The organism is Isoptericola sp. NPDC056618 (genome assembly GCF_042792715.1).
Taxonomy (GTDB): domain Bacteria; phylum Actinomycetota; class Actinomycetes; order Actinomycetales; family Cellulomonadaceae; genus Isoptericola; species Isoptericola nanjingensis.
Genome location: NZ_JBHTVZ010000008.1, coordinates 160,608 through 178,142 on the forward strand (window position 1 = coordinate 160,608; position 17,535 = coordinate 178,142).

The 17,535-nt window shown below is 74.5% G+C and carries 17 protein-coding genes; 6 read left to right on the forward strand and 11 right to left on the reverse strand.

Translation table 11 applies throughout. The annotated features are described in order from the left end of the window. Positions 1–63: 63 nt before the first annotated feature. The 4 genes from ACFQ8T_RS12135 to melA form a co-directional block, all read right to left on the reverse strand. A complete protein-coding gene (locus tag ACFQ8T_RS12135; protein WP_430546782.1) occupies positions 64–963 on the reverse strand; it encodes a carbohydrate ABC transporter permease in 900 nt (299 codons plus the stop codon). Then, on the reverse strand, positions 960–1,934 hold the full coding sequence (locus ACFQ8T_RS12140; RefSeq protein ID WP_430546783.1) for a carbohydrate ABC transporter permease: 975 nt from the start codon (positions 1,932–1,934) through the stop codon (positions 960–962). The genes ACFQ8T_RS12135 and ACFQ8T_RS12140 overlap by 4 nt, the downstream gene beginning before the upstream one ends. Beyond that, positions 1,918–3,231, reverse strand: a complete 1,314-nt coding sequence (locus ACFQ8T_RS12145) for an ABC transporter substrate-binding protein (protein WP_430546784.1) — start codon at positions 3,229–3,231, stop codon at positions 1,918–1,920. The genes ACFQ8T_RS12140 and ACFQ8T_RS12145 overlap by 17 nt, the downstream gene beginning before the upstream one ends. Positions 3,232–3,327: 96 nt before the next feature. Next, positions 3,328–4,758 (reverse strand): alpha-galactosidase, encoded by a 1,431-nt coding sequence (gene melA, locus ACFQ8T_RS12150; protein ID WP_430546785.1) that lies wholly within the window; start codon positions 4,756–4,758, stop codon positions 3,328–3,330. Between the two features lie 89 nt (positions 4,759–4,847). Here melA and ACFQ8T_RS12155 point away from each other — a divergent pair, with 89 nt between their 5' ends. After that, positions 4,848–5,696, forward strand: a complete 849-nt coding sequence (locus tag ACFQ8T_RS12155; protein WP_430546786.1) for a helix-turn-helix domain-containing protein — start codon at positions 4,848–4,850, stop codon at positions 5,694–5,696. A gap of 28 nt (positions 5,697–5,724) precedes the next feature. Here the strand turns inward: ACFQ8T_RS12155 and ilvA are convergent, their stop codons facing one another. The 3 genes from ilvA to ACFQ8T_RS12170 form a co-directional block, all read right to left on the reverse strand. Further along, positions 5,725–6,948 (reverse strand): threonine ammonia-lyase, encoded by a 1,224-nt coding sequence (gene ilvA / locus ACFQ8T_RS12160; protein WP_430546787.1) that lies wholly within the window; start codon positions 6,946–6,948, stop codon positions 5,725–5,727. Continuing rightward, positions 6,949–8,196, reverse strand: coding sequence for an AI-2E family transporter (locus ACFQ8T_RS12165; RefSeq protein ID WP_430546788.1), 1,248 nt, complete (start codon positions 8,194–8,196; stop codon positions 6,949–6,951). Between the two features lie 136 nt (positions 8,197–8,332). Beyond that, complete coding sequence (locus tag ACFQ8T_RS12170; RefSeq protein ID WP_430546789.1) at positions 8,333–8,950, reverse strand: YdeI family protein; 618 nt, start codon at positions 8,948–8,950, stop codon at positions 8,333–8,335. A gap of 104 nt (positions 8,951–9,054) precedes the next feature. On the opposite strand from ACFQ8T_RS12170, the gene msrA reads away from it, so the two are divergent. Beyond that, the gene (gene msrA, locus ACFQ8T_RS12175; protein ID WP_429764544.1) at positions 9,055–9,729 is read left to right on the forward strand and encodes a peptide-methionine (S)-S-oxide reductase MsrA; all 675 of its coding nucleotides are present in this window, start codon (positions 9,055–9,057) and stop codon (positions 9,727–9,729) included. A gap of 116 nt (positions 9,730–9,845) precedes the next feature. Continuing rightward, complete coding sequence (locus ACFQ8T_RS12180) at positions 9,846–10,691, forward strand: aldo/keto reductase (protein WP_430546790.1); 846 nt, start codon at positions 9,846–9,848, stop codon at positions 10,689–10,691. Here the strand turns inward: ACFQ8T_RS12180 and ACFQ8T_RS12185 are convergent. Continuing rightward, on the reverse strand, positions 10,676–11,485 hold the full coding sequence (locus ACFQ8T_RS12185) for a metallophosphoesterase family protein (protein WP_430546791.1): 810 nt from the start codon (positions 11,483–11,485) through the stop codon (positions 10,676–10,678). The two genes, ACFQ8T_RS12180 and ACFQ8T_RS12185, sit on opposite strands and share 16 nt — an antisense overlap. 117 nt (positions 11,486–11,602) lie before the next feature. On the opposite strand from ACFQ8T_RS12185, the gene ACFQ8T_RS12190 reads away from it, so the two are divergent. Next, a complete protein-coding gene (locus tag ACFQ8T_RS12190; protein WP_430546792.1) occupies positions 11,603–13,162 on the forward strand; it encodes an ATP-dependent DNA ligase in 1,560 nt (519 codons plus the stop codon). 13 nt (positions 13,163–13,175) lie between these two features. Here the strand turns inward: ACFQ8T_RS12190 and ACFQ8T_RS12195 are convergent, their stop codons facing one another. Both ACFQ8T_RS12195 and ACFQ8T_RS12200 read right to left on the reverse strand, forming a co-directional pair. Then, a complete protein-coding gene (locus tag ACFQ8T_RS12195) occupies positions 13,176–14,075 on the reverse strand; it encodes a hypothetical protein (RefSeq protein WP_430546793.1) in 900 nt (299 codons plus the stop codon). A 226-nt stretch (positions 14,076–14,301) separates the two neighbouring features. Then, on the reverse strand, positions 14,302–15,237 hold the full coding sequence (locus ACFQ8T_RS12200) for a LysR substrate-binding domain-containing protein (RefSeq protein WP_430546794.1): 936 nt from the start codon (positions 15,235–15,237) through the stop codon (positions 14,302–14,304). 54 nt (positions 15,238–15,291) lie between these two features. Here ACFQ8T_RS12200 and ACFQ8T_RS12205 point away from each other — a divergent pair, with 54 nt between their 5' ends. After that, positions 15,292–15,699 (forward strand): DUF5997 family protein, encoded by a 408-nt coding sequence (locus ACFQ8T_RS12205; RefSeq protein ID WP_430546795.1) that lies wholly within the window; start codon positions 15,292–15,294, stop codon positions 15,697–15,699. A gap of 88 nt (positions 15,700–15,787) precedes the next feature. On the opposite strand, the gene ACFQ8T_RS12210 is transcribed toward ACFQ8T_RS12205, so the two are convergent. Continuing rightward, positions 15,788–16,126, reverse strand: a complete 339-nt coding sequence (locus tag ACFQ8T_RS12210) for a SelT/SelW/SelH family protein (protein ID WP_430546796.1) — start codon at positions 16,124–16,126, stop codon at positions 15,788–15,790. 67 nt (positions 16,127–16,193) lie between these two features. On the opposite strand from ACFQ8T_RS12210, the gene ACFQ8T_RS12215 reads away from it, so the two are divergent. Beyond that, positions 16,194–17,462 (forward strand): class I SAM-dependent methyltransferase, encoded by a 1,269-nt coding sequence (locus ACFQ8T_RS12215; protein ID WP_430546797.1) that lies wholly within the window; start codon positions 16,194–16,196, stop codon positions 17,460–17,462. The last annotated feature ends 73 nt before the right edge of the window (positions 17,463–17,535 follow it).

Below are 17,535 nucleotides of genomic sequence, written 5' to 3' on the forward strand. Positions count from 1 at the left end.
GTGTACATGAGCACGACGTACGGGAGACCTCCCGACAGACACCTGACGGACTTCGGTCGACGACTACTTGATCCCCGTGCTCGCGATGCCCTGCACGAACGTCTTCTGGAAGACCAGGAACACGACGAGCAGCGGCACGACGGCGACGGTCGCCACGGCCATCACGGCGCCCCACGGCGAGGCGAACGCCGGGTTGCTGGTCAGGGTGGACAGCCCGACCGGCACGGTGAGGCTCTCGTTGCCCTGCAGCACCACGAGCGGCCACAGGAAGTCGTTCCAGCGGTTCATGAACCCGAGGATCACCAGGACGCCGACCAGCGGGCCGCAGGAGGGCAGCACGACCCGGAAGAAGGTGCGCAGCTCCCCCGCGCCGTCGAGCCGCGCGGCCTCGATGAGCGCGTCGGGCACGCCGAGCATGAACTGGCGGGCGATGAAGATCCCGACGACGTCGAACAGGGTCGGCAGGATGACCGCCCACGGCGAGTCGACCAGGCCCAGCCGCGCCACGACGAGGAACGCCGGCACCAGCGTGACCTGGATGGGGATCATGATCGTCACGAGGAAGACCGCGTACAGCAGCCCGCGCCCGCGGAACCGGTACTTCGCGAGCGCGTACCCCGCGCCGAGCGAGACGCACACGGACAGCGCGGTGCCGACCGTGGCGACGAGGAGCGAGTTGCCGAGCCACCGCCAGACCGGCTGGGTGGCGAAGACCTCCGTGAAGTTGCCGACCGTCGGCGCGTCGGGCCACAGGTAGAAGTCGCTGCTCTGCGACTGCCCGCCCGGGGTGAGGGCCGAGACCACCATCCAGTACAGCGGGAAGACGACGAGGATCGCGACGGCGGTGAGGCCTGCGGTGAGCAGCCACCGGCGGCGGTGCGACCGGCGCTCGCGCGGGGAGCGGCCGCCGCGCACGGGGGCGGCGTCGGGCGCGGGGCGCGCGGGCAGGACGGTGGTGGTCACAGGAGCTCCTCGGCTTTCTTCGTCGCCCGCTGCCGCAGCAGCGTGAAGACCAGCAGGATCAGCACGAGCAGCAGCCCGAGCGCCGCGGCGTAGCCCATGCGGGCGTCGGCGAACGCGGACCGGAACACGTACTGGATGAGGACGGTCGTGGAGAAGCCGGGACCGCCGCCGGTCATCACGTAGATGACGTCGAAGGCCTGCAGCGAGAACACCACGTTGAGGATGAGCAGGATCGACGTCGTCGGCGCGAGCATCGGCACGGTGAGGCGCCGGAACCGCTGCCAGCGGCTCGCGCCGTCGATGGCGGCGGCCTCGCGCAGCTCGGACGGGATCGACTGCAGCGCGCCCAGGTAGATCACCATGCAGAAGCCGATGCGGGTCCACACGACGACGAGCACCAGCGTGAGCATCGCCGTGCGCGGCGACGTCAGCCACGGCAGCCCGTCGAGCCCGACCGCCCGGAGCGCGTTGTTCGCGACCCCGTAGTCCGGGTTGAAGATCCACGACATGATCACGCCGACCACGACACCGGCCGCGACCATCGGCACGAAGAACAGCGCCCGCAGGAGGCCCCGCCCCGGCAGCGGGCGGTTGAGCGCGACGGCGAGCGCCAGCCCGACCGCCATCGCCGTCGGCACCGTGCCGACGGTGAAGACCAGCGTGTTGAGCAGGGCCGTGCGCAGCAGCGGGTCGGACAGCATGGTCCGGTAGTTGTCCGCGCCCACCCACTGCCCGTCGCCCAGCGTGGCGGTGTCCTGGAACGACAGGGCGACCGCGATGACGATCGGCACCAGCGAGAACGCGAGGAAGAGCAGCCCGGCGGGGCCGACGAACAGGTAGGGCGCCCAGCGGCCGCGACGGCGGCCGGTGGGCCCGCCCGTGCGCGACGTCGCGCGCGCGACGTCGGCCGTCGGTGAGGCGGCCGGCGGCGCCTCCAGGGTCGTCGTGAGGGTCTCACCGCGTGGTGACACTGCGCATCGCCTCCGTCATCTGGGCGCCGCACTCGGCGGGCGTGAGCTCGCCGAGGAAGCACAGGTCGAGGTAGTCCGCGAAGACCGAGTTGAGGGAGCTGAAGTACGGCCCGGACTGGGCGCGCACCATGGACAGCGGGATGGTCGTGGCCTGGTCGATGAACTGCTGCATCGTGGCCTCGTGCCGGTCGTAGCCGATGTCGGCCGCGTCCAGCGAGGAGCGGGCGGGCAGCCAGTTGCCGCGCCGGCAGAACTCGGCGACGTTGGTGCGGCTCGTGAGGAACGCGACGAGCTCGGCCGCCAGCTCGGGGTGCTTGCTCGACCTCGTCACGGCCAGCGCGTTGCCGCCGAGGTCGGACGCCTCGCCGGCGTTGCGGATCATGTAGGTGGTGCCCCACTCGTCGGGGCGGGCCTCGTCGAGGGCGGCGATGGCCTCGGGGTTGTCCAGCAGCAGCCCGGCCTGGCCGGTGGCGAACAGGTCGCGGCCGACGGCGCCGCCGCCGGACTTGCTCATGTTCGCCGGCGAGACCAGCCCGTCGGCGTACCAGCGGCGGCCGAAGTCCAGCGCCCCGACCGCGGCGTCGGTGTCCATGCTCGGCGTCTCGCCGTCCTCCCCGAGGAAGGCGCCGCCGTTCTGGTAGACGAGCGGCATCCAGCGGTACGCGGTCTCCGGGCCGCTCCAGCCGTAGCCGAAGCCGTACCGCCCGGTGACCTTCTGCGCCTCGGCGGCGATCTCGAGGAACTCGTCCCAGTGCCACGCCTCGTCGAGGGTCTGCGGCACGTCGACGCCGACCTGCTCCATCACCCGCTTGTCGTAGTAGGTGATGAAGTTGTCGGTGTGCTGGAAGACGCCGAACAGGCCGTCGGCCTTGGCGCCGATCGCCCAGAACGGCTCGGACCAGTCGTCCTGGTACTCCGGCGGCACCGCGTCCGTGAGGTCGACGAGGCTGCCGTTCGCGGCGTAGCGGCCGATCTGCTGCGGCGTGATGCGGATGATGTCGGGCGCGAGGTCCGCCGCCAGCCGCGTGATGAACCACTGGTGGAACTGGCCGGTCGTGACCTCGACCGCGACGCTGGTGCCCGGGTGGGCGGCCACGAACTCGTCGGCGAGCGCCTGGTACGACTCCAGGTCCAGCGGGATGTTCCACGAGGACAGCCGCAGGTGCTTCGTGCCGGTCGGGGCGCCGGAGCAGGCCGCGAGCGCCCCGGCCACGCTGATCCCGGCCACGGCCAGGAAGCTCCGCCGGGACAGCCTGCGCGCGACCGGGCGCCTGCCGGGCACCGCACGGTTCGGCATCTCGTCTCCTCTTCGTCGAGGGTTCGTGGGTCGTCGGGGCCGCCGCGCGGCCCCGCGGGCGGCGCCCCGGCCGCGTCGCCGGGGCACCACGAGGGCTCAGCGCGCCAGGACAGGGTCGCGCTCGAGGGTGGACGCCGACGACGACGCGGACGACGCCGGCCGCAGCGCGGCGGGCAGCAGCGCGGCGTGGGCCTCGAGGAGCTCGTCCGTCATCGCGCGGGCCTGCTCGAGCGTGCAGTGCGCGGACGTCAGCGGGTCGAGGGCGACGGCGTGGTGCACGTGCTCGACGTCGCCGGTGAGGGCGGCCCGGACGGCGAGCGTCTGGACGTTGACGTTGGTGCGGTTGATCGCCGCGAGCTGCGGCGGGAGCTCCCCGAACGACGTCGGCTGCACGCCGTTCGCGTCCACCAGGCAGGCGACCTCGACGCAGGCGTCGTCGGGCAGGTTCGTGATGACCCGGCCCGCGTTGGGCACGTTGCCGTACACGACGGCGGGCACCCCCGTGACGACGGCGTTGACGATCGACGCCCCGTACTCGACCGACGGGCTGAGGTCGGCCTTGAGCCGCTCGAGCTGCTCGTCCACGTCGCCCTGCTCGTCGTGGGAGGAGCAGATCTCGTAGTAGTCCCAGCGCTCCGGGAGGTACTCGAGCGTCGTGGCGGGGTCCTTGCGGAACCACGGCACGTACTCCGACGCGTGGTGGCTGGACTCGGTCTCGAAGTACCCGAAGTGGTTCATCAGCGTGGTGCGCACCTGCTCGTTGCCGCCCTCGTAGGTGCTGGCGGCGAGCGCGGCGTCCGAGTGGTCGCCGTCGTCGGCGAGCAGGTCGGCGGCCGCCCGGCCGCGGACGTGACGCTCGGCCATGACCCGGCGCAGACGCGGGTACAGGTCCTCGGCGCCGCGGCGGAGCTCGAGGATCCAGGCCTGGTGGTTGATACCCGCGCACCGGTAGGAGACCTCGTCGTAGGGGACGTCGAGGGTGCGGGCGAGCATGCGCGTGGTGCCCTGCACGCTGTGGCACAGGCCCACCGTGCGCAGCCCGAGGGCGTTGAGGTAGGCGGTGGCCATCGCCATCGGGTTGGCGTAGTTGATGAACTGCGCGTCGGGGCAGACCTCCAGCGCGTCGTCCGCGATGTCCTGGTACGCGCGGACCGAGCGCAGGAAGCGGAACACCCCGCCGGGGCCGACCGTGTCGCCCACGGTCTGGTCGACGCCGTAGCGGCGCGGGATCTCGACATCGTGCCGGTAGGACTCCACGCCGCCCACCTGGAACGTGATGATGACGAAGTCGGCACCGTCGAGGGCCGCCCGCCGGTCCGTGGTCTGCTCGACGACGGTGGGCAGGCCGTGGTGGTCCACGAGCTCGCGGGCCGCCCCCGCCACCCGGTCCAGCCGGTCGGCGTCGAGGTCCATGAGGCAGAGCGTGGCGTCGCGCAGGGCGGGGAAGCTGAGCAGGTCACCGATGAGCCGGAACGGGAACACGAAGCCGCCGGCGCCGATGATGGTGATCTTCGGGGAATGAGCCATGCAGCGACGCTAGGCCCGAGGATGGCGGTCGATCCTCCGGATCGGTCGCCCCGCTTTCCGGGATCCTTCGATCGCCCTAGGCTCCCGGCATGACGCTGACGGTCGACGACGTCCGCCTGGAGGAGGCCGCCCTGTGGGTGCGCCGCGGCGCACCCCCGGTGATGGAGCACCCGCACCGGCACGACGACCTCGAGCTCAACCTCGTGCACACGGGTCGCCTGGAGTACCTGTTCGGCGGGTCGACGCTGCGGGTCGAGGCGGGCGAGGTGGCGCTCTTCTGGGGCGGCACGCCGCACCAGCTCGTCGAGCCCGACGCCGTGGAGTCCGCCGTGTCGTGGGTGCACGTGCCGCTCACCGAGGTGCTCGGCTGGGCCCTGCCGGCCGAGCAGATCGCGGTGCTGCTGAGGGCACGCCCCGTCGTCGTGCCCGCCGCCGCGCTCGCCCGCGACGTCGACGCGCTCTTCGCGACGTGGCACCGCGACGTCCTGGCCGGCGGCGACCACGCCGTCGTCATGCTGGAGGTGCAGGCGTTCGTGCGCCGGACGCTCGCGGCCGCGGAGGCCGCGGGGACGCCGGGCCCGGCGGGCGACGCGACGGGCGCGGCCGGGCCGTCCGGCGCGGCCGCGCGCGCCACCGCGATGGCCCAGTTCGTGGCCGAGCACTACCGCTCCCCCATCTCGCCGTCGGACGTCGCGCGCGCCGTGCACCTCAGCCCCAGCCACGCGATGACGCTGTTCAAGCGGGTGGTGGGCACCACCCTCGGCACCTACATCGCCCGGTGCCGGGTCGCGGAGGCGCAGCGCCTGCTCATCACGACGGACGCCACCACGGTGGAGGTGGGGCACGCGGCCGGGTTCACGTCGCAGAGCAGCTTCTACGACACCTTCCGCCAGATCTGCGGGTACGCGCCCGGCGACTACCGCCGCGCGCTGCGCTGACCGGGCGGGTCGGTCGGCGCGGGCCGGGTCACGCGACCGCGAACCCCGCGGCGCGCAGGCGCTCGACGACGGCCTCGCAGTGCTCCTGCCCCTTGGTCTCGAGCTGGAGGTTCACGAGCACCTGCGCCACGGTGAGCGAGGTGTCGGTGCGGGTGTGCTCCACCTGCACGATGCTCGCGCCGGCGTGCGCGACGACGTCGAGCAGCCCGGCGAGCGAGCCCGGCTTGTCGTCGATGCACACGCGCAGCTGCAGGTACCGGCCGGCGGCGACGAGGCCGTGCTGCACCACCCGCAGCAGCAGCAGCGGGTCGATGTTGCCGCCGGTGAGGACGGGCACGATGGTGCCCGGCAGCGAGCCGGGCTCGGCGGCCAGCACCGCCGCGACCCCGGCGGCGCCCGACGGCTCCACGATCAGCTTGCCCCGCTCGGCCACGAGCAGCAGGGCGCGGGACATCTCCTCCTCGGAGACGGTGCGCACCTCCACGCCGAGGCGGGCCAGCACCTCGAACGGCACGTCGCCGGGGGTGCCGATGGCGATGCCGTCGGCCATCGTCGCGCCGAGCGCGCGCGGCACCGGTCGCCCGGCCGCGAGCGACTGCGGGTACGCGGCGGCCGTCTCGGCCTGCACCCCCACGACCTTGACGTGCGGTGCGGCCTCGGCGAGGACGGTCGCGATGCCCGCGACCAGCCCGCCGCCGCCCAGCGGCACGACGACCGTGCCGACGTCGGGCACCTGCTCGAGGATCTCGAGCGCGACCGTGCCCTGGCCGGTGACGACGTCGAGGTGGTCGAACGGGTGGATGAGCGTGCGCCCGGAGCGCGCGGCCTCCGCGCGGGCTGCGACGAGCGCCTCGTCCACGCTCTCGCCGACCTGCCGCACCTCGGCCCCGTAGCCGCGGGTGGCCCGCAGCTTCGGCACCGACGCGTCCACGGGCATGTAGACGATGGCGTGGATGCCGAGCATCTGGGCCGCGAGGGCCACGCCCTGCGCGTGGTTGCCCGCGCTCGCGGCGACGACGCCGCGCGCCTTCTCCTCGTCGGACATCCGGCTCAGGCGCGTGTACGCCCCGCGGATCTTGAACGACCCGGCGCGCTGCAGGTTCTCGCACTTGAGGACGACGGGCGCCCCCGCCACCTCGGACATCGCGCGGAAGGCCTGCACCGGGGTGCGGGTGATGACGCCGTCCAGGAGGGCCGCGGCGGTGCGGACGTCCTCGAGGGTGACGCGGTCGATCGGGAGCTGTGCTGCCACTTACCTGTTCTCTCCTGCGGGGCCCGCGTCGGGCGGGGCAGGGGCGTCGGTCGTGCTGCCGTCCGAGGTACCGCCCGTCGTCGCCGTGTCCTGCGACGCCCGTCCCGACCAGAGCAGGGTACCGGGCAGCTGGGGTCGCCGGCGCAGCAGCGGCACGTGGTCCTCGGTGCCGAGCTCGGGGAACTTGTCGTGCCCGTGCAGGTACAGCAGGATCGTGTTCAGCACGGCCGCGAGCGGCACCGCGAACAGGGCCCCCACGATCCCCGCGGCGAGGCTGCCCGCCGCGACCACGAGCACCACCGCCACCGGGTGCAGCGACACCGCGTGGCCCATGAGGAACGGCTGCAGGATGTGGCTCTCGGCCTGCTGCACCAGCAGCACGATGCCGAGCATGATGAGGGCCGCGACCCAGCCGTTCGCCACCAGCACGACGGCGGTGGCGATCGCACCGGTGACGATCGCACCGATGATCGGCACGAACGAGCCGACGAAGACGAGGATGCCGATCGGGAGCGCGAGCGCGGGGACGAAGAACGCCGACCCGATCCCGATGCCGACGGCGTCCACGAACGCGACCAGGATCTGGGTGCGCACGTAGGCCGACAGCGTGACGAGCCCCCGACGGCCCGCCTGGTGCACGTTCTCCCGGGCCCGCACGGGCAGCAGGTTGACGAGCCACGTCCAGATGGTGCGGCCGTCGAGCAGGAAGAAGATCGTGCAGAACAGCGCGATGAGCGCGCCGACGAAGACGTGCCCCACGGTGGTCGCGGCGCCCAGCGCGCCCGAGACGAGGCCAGAGCTCTCCACCAGCGAGCTCTGGAGCTGCTGGCCGTACTGGGACAGCTGGTCGGAGTCGAGCTTCAGCGGGCCCTCGGCGAGCCAGGTCGTGAACTGGCGGAAGCCCTCGACGGCCTGGTCGGCGAGGTCCTGGAAGCCGCTGACGATGGACGTGCCGGCGAGCGTCACCAGGCCGCCCACCAGCACGATCAGCCCGACGATCGACACGGCCGTCGCCAGGCCCTTGCTGAGGTGCCACCGCTGCAGGGTCCGGCGCACGGGCGCCAGCAGGATCGTCAGCAGCAGGGCGATGGCGACCGGCACGACGATGGTCTTGAGCGCCGCCAGCAGCCACAGGAAGGCGGCCACGGCGGCGGCGATCAGCAGGACGCGCCACGACCAGGAGGCCGCCGCGCGCACGCTCAGCGGGACGCTGTCCGCGCCGGAGGGGGAGGTACGTTCCGAGCTCACGCGGAAACCCTAGGTGTCCCGGGGTCTCGACGCGCGGGGGCCACGCCCGCGCGCGGGTGCGGCGGCCAGCCGCCGACCGGGATCTTCACGGCGCGTCCACAGGATGGTCGCCGACGCGGGCCTCCCGGCGGCCCCGTCATCCTGCGGCGGGACGCCGCCGCTGCGGGTGGAGGGTCTCGCCGCGCTCCAGCATCGCGACGTACTTCGCCACGTTGCGCTCGCGTGCCTCCGCCGTCTTGAGGGCGCCCAGGCGGTGCAGGATCGCGTACCGGTTCTGCGACGTGAGGACCTCGAACATCGCCGACGCCGCAGGGCTGGCCGCGAGCGCCGCCGCCAGGTCGGGCGGCACCTCGGCCCGCGCCGACCCGTGGTAGGCGGCCTCCCAGCGCCCGTCCGCCTTCGCCGCGTCGATCTCCGCCTGCCCGCGGGGCCGCATCCGGCCCTCGTCGGTCAGGCGGGCCACGATCTCCTGGTTGCGCACCGACCAGCGGCTGCGCGGCCGGCGCGGGCAGAACCGCTGCAGCATCGTGTCGGCGCCCAGGCTCCGCATCTGCGCGTCGATCCAGCCGCTGCACAACGCCTCCTCCAGCGCGGACGCGTGCGTGAGCGTCGTCGGCGACGGGCGGCCCTTCTTCGCGAGCACCAGCCACGCGCCGTCGGGAGTGGTGTCCTCGTGCTCGTCGAGCCAGGCCCGCCATGCCGCCGGGTCCGGCAGGAGGAGCTGGTCGGGCAGGTCGGGGCGGTCGTCGGCCATGACGGGACCGTAGCGCCAGGCCCGCCTTCGGGCATGGAACACCCCGGTGGGCGATGTCGTTGCGCACTACGGGACCACCGCGTCCCTCTCAAGGAGGTAACCCGATGAACTCGATCTTCGACCAGCTGCTCGGCCGCTCCGGCAAGACCACCATGGTGGCGCCGGAGGACGCCCTGCCCGGGCGCGAGTCGCCCGTCCTGCCCGCCGCCCGTCCGCACACGGTGCTCGGCACGTCGCTCACGGGCCCGTGGCCCGAGGGCACGCGGGTGCTGTACCTGGCGATGGGCTGTTTCTGGGGCGCCGAGGAGATCTACTGGCAGGTACCCGGCGTCGTGAGCACGGCCGTCGGCTACATGGGCGGCACGACGCCGAACCCGACGTACGAGGAGGTGTGCACGGCACGCACCGGGCACACCGAGACCACGCTGGTCGCCTACGACCCGGCGAAGGTCTCCGAGGCCGAGCTGCTCAAGATCTTCTGGGAGCGGCACGACCCGACCCAGGGCTTCCGGCAGGGCAACGACGTCGGCACGCAGTACCGCTCGGCGGTCTACTGGACCACCCCGGAGCAGGAGCAGGCGGTGCGCGAGACCGCGGAGCGGTACTCCGAGGTGCTCGCGGCGAAGGGCTACGACCCGATCACCACCGAGCTGCGACCGGCCGTCGAGGCCGGACCGTTCTACTACGCCGAGGACTACCACCAGGAGTACCTCGACAAGAACCCGCACGGCTACCGCTGCCACGCGACGACGGGCGTCCCGTACCCCGACGCCGCCTGACCGCGGGCGCGTGACCGCGTGGTAGTGCTCTCGGTACTGCGGTCGTGCCCTCCGGGGCCTACCGCGGTACGGGACGCACTACCGCGCCGGCGCGGCGGCGGGTGTGGAATGGGGGGATGACCAAGAACGCCATCCCCACCCGCACCGCCGCCGACGGCACCGCGATCCCCGCCGTCGGCTTCGGCACGTACAAGCTCAAGGGCTCCGGCGGCGCCGACGCGATCGCCCGCGCCATCGACGCCGGCTACCGGCTGATCGACTCGGCGTTCAGCTACGAGAACGAGGGCACGGTCGGCCGCGCCGTGCGTGCCTCCTCGGTGCCGCGCGACGAGCTGCTCGTCACGTCGAAGCTGCCCGGCCGCCGCCAGGCTTACGACGACGCCGTCGCCACCGTCGAGGAGTCGGTGTACCGCAGTGGGCTCGACCACCTCGACCTGTACCTCATCCACTGGCCCAACCCGCGCATCGGGAAGTACGTCGAGGCGTACCAGGCGCTGGTCGACTGCCGCGAGCGCGGCCTGATCCGGCACGTCGGGGTCTCGAACTTCCTGCCCGAGCACCTCGACGCCGTCATCGAGGCCACCGGCGTCACCCCGGTCGTGAACCAGGTCGAGCTGCACCCGTACTTCCCGCAGGCCGCCCAGCGTGCCGCCGACGCCGAGCGCGGCATCGTCACCGAGGCGTGGAGCCCCCTGGGCCGGGCGAGCGACATGCTCGAGGACCCGGTGATCGCGGAGGTCGCGGCGACCCACGGAGTCTCGCCCGTGCGCGCCATCCTGCGCTGGCACGTGCAGCTCGGCGTCGTGCCGATCCCCAAGGCGTCCAGCCCGGAGCGGCAGGCCGACAACCTCGACCTGTTCTCGTTCGAGCTCACCGACGACGAGATGGCCCGCATCACCGGTCTCGGCCGCCCCGACGGGCGCACCGCCGACCAGGACCCGGCGGTCTACGAGGAGCTCTGACCCTCCACGTCGCCACCCGCGGGGCGGGCCTCGCGCCCGTCCCGCGGGCCGAAGACGCGCAGCGCGTCCGCATCGCTCGCCGCCGACCGCAGGTACTCGTCGGCCCACGCCCGCGCGTCGGGGTACGCCGACCCGGCGGCCACCGCCGCCACCGCGGCGTCCACGTCGACGGCCGTGTGCCGCAGCTCGACCTGGCCGTCGCGCAGCAGCGCCCACGACCCGCCGGCACGGCCGTACGGCATCCCGACGCTGCCCGGGTTCACGACGAGCCGCCGGTCCACCAGCCGCACGAACGGCATGTGCGTGTGCCCGCACAGCACCGTCGTGACGTCGTCGTCGAGCCCCCCGAGCACCTCGGCCCATCGCTCGAGCGAGGAGTCGACGAGCACGACCTCCTCGTCGTCGCGCGGCGTCCCGTGGCACGCCACCACCCGCCCGAACCCGCGCACGCGCAGCTCCACGGGGTGCGGCAGCCCCGCCAGCAGCGCGACGTCGGACGGGCGCAGCTGCGCCGCCGCCCAGGGGGTGACGGGGTCGGGCGCGGGGCCCGAGCCGTCGCGGGCGTGCGCGACGAGCTCGCGGTCCGCGTTGCCGCGGACCAGCACCGCCCGGTCGCCGAGCGCCCGCAGCCGGTCGAGCACCGCCACGGGCTGCGGTCCCGCGGCGTGGTCGCCGGTGACGACGACGGCGTCGGCCGCGCGCACGTCCGGCTCGTCGAGGACCGCCTCCAGCACGGGCAGCACGCCGTGCACGTCCGACAGCACCGCGACCGCGCCCAGCTCACTCGCTCCCATGCCGCCACGCTCCCAGGGCGAGCGTCCGGGCGCACGCGGTTCCGCCCGCAGCAGCAGGCCGGGGGGCGGGCCCGACGGCGCCGCGACAGCGTCGGAGGCGGGTGCGACGATCGTCGGGTGCTGCTCACGGAGCTGGTCACCACCCACGCCGCGGTCGCCGGGACGCGCTCACGGCTGCGCAAGCGGGAGCTGCTCGCGGACGCGCTGCGTGCCGCGGAGCCCGGCGACGAGGTGGAGGTCGTCGCGGCGTTCCTCTCGGGCAGGCCGCGGCAGCGCCGCACGGGCCTGGGCTGGCGCACGCTGGGCAGCCTCCCCGACCCCGCCCCAGAGCCCGCCCTGAGCCCGGCCGAGGTCGACGCCGCCCTCGGCCGCCTCGAGCGGCTCGCGGGCGCCGGGTCCCATGCCGCCCGCCGGGCCGCCGTCGACCAGCTGTTCGGGCGCGCCACGGCGGACGAGCAGGACTTCGTGCGTCGCCTCGTGCTGGGCGAGCTGCGCCAGGGGGCGCTCGACTCGCTGCTGCTCGACGCGATCGCCGCCGCGGCCGACGTCCCGCTGCCGGTCGTGCGCCGCGCGGCGATGTTCAGCGCCCTCACCGGGCCCATCGCCCGCGCCGCGCTCGACGGCGGCGCGCCCGCCCTGGAGGCGTTCCGGCTCGAGCCCGGCCGGCCGGTGCGGCCCATGCTCGCGGCGTCGGCCCCCGACGTCGCCGCCGCCCTGGAGCGGTTCGAGGGCGCCGCCGTCGCCGCCGACACCAAGCTCGACGGCATCCGCGTCCAGGTGCACCGCCGCGGCGACGACGTCGTCGTCTTCACGCGCTCGCTCGACGACGTCACGGAGCGGCTGCCCGAGGTGGTCGCCGTCGCACGCTCCCTCGACGTGCGCACGGTGGTGCTCGACGGCGAGGCGATCGCCCTCGACGACGCCGGCCGCCCGCGCCCCTTCCAGGAGACCGCCGCCCGCACGGGCAGCCACGACGCCGACGCGGGCAGCGCCACCGTGCCGCTCAGCGTGCGGTTCTTCGACGTGCTGCACCACGACGGCAAAGACCTCATCGACGCGCCCGCGGCCGAGCGGCTCGAGGTGCTGGACCGCGTGCTCCCGTCCGAGGTCGTGGTGCCGCGGCTGGTCTCCGCCGACGTCGGGGAGGTCGAGCGGTTCTTCGCCGACACCGTCGCCGCGGGTCAGGAGGGGCTGGTGCTCAAGGCCCTGGACGCGCCCTACGCCGCCGGCCGCCGCGGCGCCGGCTGGGTCAAGGTCAAGCCCCGGCACACGCTCGACCTCGTGGTGCTCGCCGTGGAGTGGGGCTCCGGCCGCCGCCAGGGCTGGCTGTCCAACATCCACCTCGGCGCGCGCGACCCCGGCACCGGCGGCTTCGTCATGCTCGGCAAGACGTTCAAGGGCATGACCGACCAGATGCTCGCATGGCAGACCGAGCGGTTCACGGAGCTGGCGACGTCGCCCGCCGACGGGTCGTCGTACGTCGTGCAGGTGCGGCCAGAGCAGGTGGTCGAGATCGCCTTCGACGGCGTGCAGCGCTCCACCCGCTACCCCGGCGGCATGGCGCTGCGGTTCGCGCGGGTGGTGCGCTACCGCGACGACAAGACCGCCGCCGAGGCGGACACGGTGGACACCGTGCGCGCCCTGGCGGCGGCCTCCTCGGGGAGCTCGGCCGGCTGAGCCGGCTGGGTCGTCAGCTCGCGCGGCGCTGGCGCGTCCAGATCAGCGCGCCGACACCCGCGCCCACCAGCGCGACGGCCGCCATGACGATGCCGAGCACCTGCGCGCCCGTGACCGGGAGCGACCGCGGGGCGGCAGCCGCGTCGACGTCCGCGCTCACGCGGCCGGAGCTGCCGCCCACGGTCTGCGTGCGGGCCTCGACGGCCTCGGACCCGTCGTCCACGTCGTCCGCACCGCCCATGCCCGGGGTCGACCCGTCGGTCGGCGCCGTCGGGAGGGGCGTCTCCGTCGGGGTCTCCGACGGCGTCACCGCCGGGGTCGGCGGGGCGGTCGTCTCGGTGGAGGTCTCCGGGGTCGGCGACTCCTCGGCGGGGGGCGTCGTCTCCTCCGCCGGGGTGGGGGTCGGCGTGGACGAAGGCGTCGACGAAGGCGTGGTCGTCGGGCTCGGCGACGGCTCCGGGGCGTCGACGTACTCGACGGCGTAGTGGCTGATCGCCCGGCACTTGCCGCCGGTCGGGTACGCGATCGTGACCTCCGCGACGGGCTCGTCGAGCTCGACGATCTTGGGGCCCTCGCCCTGCCGGGCGGACCCGGCCTTCACGCAGTACGCGGAGATGAGCTTGCCCTCCGGCGCCACCAGCGTGATCGTCTGCTTCTCGCCGTCGACGTCCGTCTTCGGTTCGTCCATGTCCGGGCAGACGTTGTCGTCCCAGGACCGCGTGCCGTCGGGCCACGAGTAGCGCTCGCCGTCGGCCCAGCCCGAGCCGCCGTCCCAGGAGGCGCCGGTGCGCGAGTCTCCGGTCCCGCCCCAGCCGTCCCGGTCCCCGTGCCCAGCGGGGAGCGCGGCGGCGGGGCCGGCAGCGAGGCCGACGACGAGAAGGAGCGAGGCTCCGAGGACGGCGGGTGTGCGCACGAGCACTCCAAAGGGCAGGCGGGATCGACCGCATCAGCAGATGGCGCGGCCTCCGGCCGCGCCGGAATGCTAGCGAGTCCGACCTTTCGGCGGAAGGGTGAAATTTCCGGACGGTTGGTACGAACCCGACCCGCGCCCGCGGGAGCGCGACATCGCCGACGCATCGCCCCGGACCCAGGAGGGTTCCCACCCTGTGCCGACGCCGCCGCCGCGGCGGCCGACCCCCTCAGCGGCTGCCGCGCCGGCGGCCCTTCCGCGGCGACGACGGCCGCGAGCCCCCGCCACGCCGTGCCGCGCCGCGCTGACCGGAGCCGCGCCCCTGGGCAGCGCCCCCGCCGCGCTGGCCCTGCGCCCTCGCCGGCTTCGTGACCTCCGCGGGCTTCGCGTCCGTCCGCCCGGCCGCGGCACGGCCCCGGGAGCTGTTCGCGGTGCGGCCGCGCACGATGCCGATCATCTCCTCCACCAGCTCGCGCACGTCGTCGGGCAGCCCGTCCACGAGCCACGCCAGGCCCACGGGCGCGCCGGGCCCGCCGTCGAGCACCCGGTAGGTGACGTCCTTGCGGTGGTGCAGCCGCGCCAGCGACATGGGCACGACCGTGACCCCGACCCCGGTCGCGACCAGCGCGATCGCGTCGGCCGCCGTCGCGGGCCGCTCGGGCTCCACGAGGCCGCCCGCGCCGTCGTCGTACGCCTCCGGCGCCCGGCCAGGAACGGGCTCTCCCTCCGGGTAGAGGACGTCGTCCGCGGGCAGCCACACGACGTCGTCCGCGACGTCGTCGGCGGTGACGACCTCGTCCTCCGTCGTCGCCGCGAGGAGGTGGTCGCGCGAGACGGCGACCACGGGCAGCTCGGTGTACAGCGGGATGGCGTGCAGGACGTCGCCGTCGACCGGGAGGCGCACGAGCGCCGCGTCCACCTGCCGCTCGACCAGCGCGGCGGGCGCGTCGGCGGCGTCGACCTGGACCAGGGCGAGCCGGACGCCCGGGAGTCGGTCGCGCCACGTGCGCGCCCAGCGGCCCGGCGTCGCGCCGGGCACGTACCCGAGCCGGAAGGTGGGACGGCCGTCGTCGGCCGCCTCGGCGAGGGCGTCCTCGCTCTCGACGGCGTCGTCCGGCTCGTCGTCCACCGTGTCGTCGAGGGCCTCGCCCGGCTGGTCGGTCACGGCACCAGGCTACGTGGGCGTGCTGCGCCGCCCGCCGCGACTACCCTGGTGCCCATGGCCGGAACCCCCTTCTCCCAGCAGGTCCTCAAGCCGACGAACGCGGCGAAGAAGCTCGGGGTGTACCTGCCCGCGACCCCGCCCGAGTTCCAGGAGCACGGCATTACGCGCGCCGAGCTCGAGGAGCTCGAGACGAACCCGCCGCAGTGGCTCGAGGAGCTGCGCCGCCTCGGGCCGCACCCGCGTCCCGTCGTCGCCGGCCGCCTGGGCATCTCCATCGCCGGCCTCGCGCGCGGCGGCATCACCGAGCCGCTGACCACCGAGCAGATCGACGAGCTGCGCGACGAGCCGCCCGCGTGGCTCCTCGCCGAGCGCGAGACCGCCGCGAAGGTGCGCGAGGAGGAGGACCGGGTCAAGGCGAGGGCGGCCGAGCAGGCCGAGCGCCAGGCCCGCCGGTCCCGCTGAGCGCCACTCCCGATCAGTTCGGCAGCCGATCGATCTCTTCGGCAGCCGGACGTGCCGAGGAGATCGACGAGATGCCGAACAGATCGGCTCAACCCCGGGGCTGCACCCGGTCCGTGTGTCCGAGCGAGAGGTCCGGCGCGACGGCGTCGCGGATCGCCGTCTTGAGCGGCGGGATCTCGGGGAACCCGCCCTCGGCGGCGCGGTCCCACAGCAGCACCGCGGGGCGGCCGTCGCCCGGGTCGAGCTCCACCCGGAAGACGCCGCCGGTCCCCGGGACCAGCGCGACCTCGGCGAGCCGGGTGCGGAACGTCTGCAGCAGCTCCTGCGCCACCCAGGCCGCGCGCATCAGCCACCGGCACTGCGTGCAGTAGGTGATCGACACGCGCGCGGTCGACGTCGGCTCCGGCGCGGCGGGGGCTTCGCTCATGGCGCCAGGGTAGGGCGCCCGGTCGAGACCGTCGGGCGCCGGCGTCCCCGTCAGGGAGACTGGTCGGGTGCACCACGCCTCCGAGCCCGACTCCCCCGCCCCCACCGAGCCCTTCGAGAGCCTCGACCCCGCCGCACGGCTGGCCGCCGTCCTCGGCGCGCTCGTCCCGTGGCCCGAGGACGGCTCACGGCCGGACGGCCCCGTCGCCGTCGACGCCACCGACCGACTGCTGCTCGACGAGGCGGCGCCGCTGCTCGCCACGGCCGGACCCGGCGACGTCGTCGTCATCGGGGACCGCTTCGGCGCCCTCACGCTCGGCGCGGCGACGCTGGGCGCCCCCGACGTGCGGTCGTGCACGGACACCGTCACGGCCGAGGCCGCCCTGGAGCGCAACATGGACCGGGACGGGCTGCTCGACGCCGTGCGCGGGGACCGGCCGACCGTGGAGATCGCCGTCCGCGACCGGGTCGACGAGCACCTGCTGAACGGCGCCCGGCTGGTGCTCCTGCAGCTGCCGAGCTCGCTGGCCGAGCTCACGGAGGTCGCGGAGCTCGTCGCGAGACACGCCTCCCCCGACGTCGTCCTGCTGGCCGGCGGGCGGGTCAAGCACATGACGCGCGCGATGAACGAGGTGCTGGCCGCGTCGTTCACCGACGTGCGCGCCACCCTCGCGCGGCAGAAGTCCCGCGCGCTGGTGGCGTCGGGCGTGCGCCCCGAGCGTCGGGACACGCCGCCGAGCTATCCGGCGACGGCGCGCCTGACGGACGCCGAGCTCGTCGCCGCGGCCGGGACGCCGCACGTGGACGTCGTCGCGCACGGTGGGGTGTTCGCGGGCACGACCCTCGACCTCGGCACCCGCTTCCTGCTCACGACGGTGGAGAAGTGGCCGGGGGCCGACCGCGTGCACGACGCCGTCGACCTGGGCAGCGGCAGCGGCCTGCTCGCCACCGTCCTCGCGCTCCGGTACCCCGGGGCGCGGGTGGTCGGCACGGACCGCTCGGCCGCGGCCGTCGCGTCGACCCGGGCGACGGCGGAGGCGAACGGCGTCGGCGGACGCGTCGTCGCGCTGCGCGGGGACGCGGGCGAGGACCTGGAGCCCGCGAGCGTCGACCTGATCCTGCTCAACCCGCCGTTCCACGACCGCACGGCCGTGCGCACCGACGCCGCCCACCGCATGTTCCGGGCGGCGGGGCGGGCACTGCGCCAGGGCGGCGAGCTGTGGTGCGTCTTCAACACGGCGCTGCACTACCGGGAGGCGCTGAACCGCGCCGCCGGGCCCACCGTGCACGTCGCGCAGAACCCGAAGTTCACGGTCACGCGGTCCCGCCGGCGCTGACCTCCCACGCACTCCCCCGAACGCCGAACAGGCGGTTGACACCGTGATCGCGCGCCAGCAGGCGCGATCACGG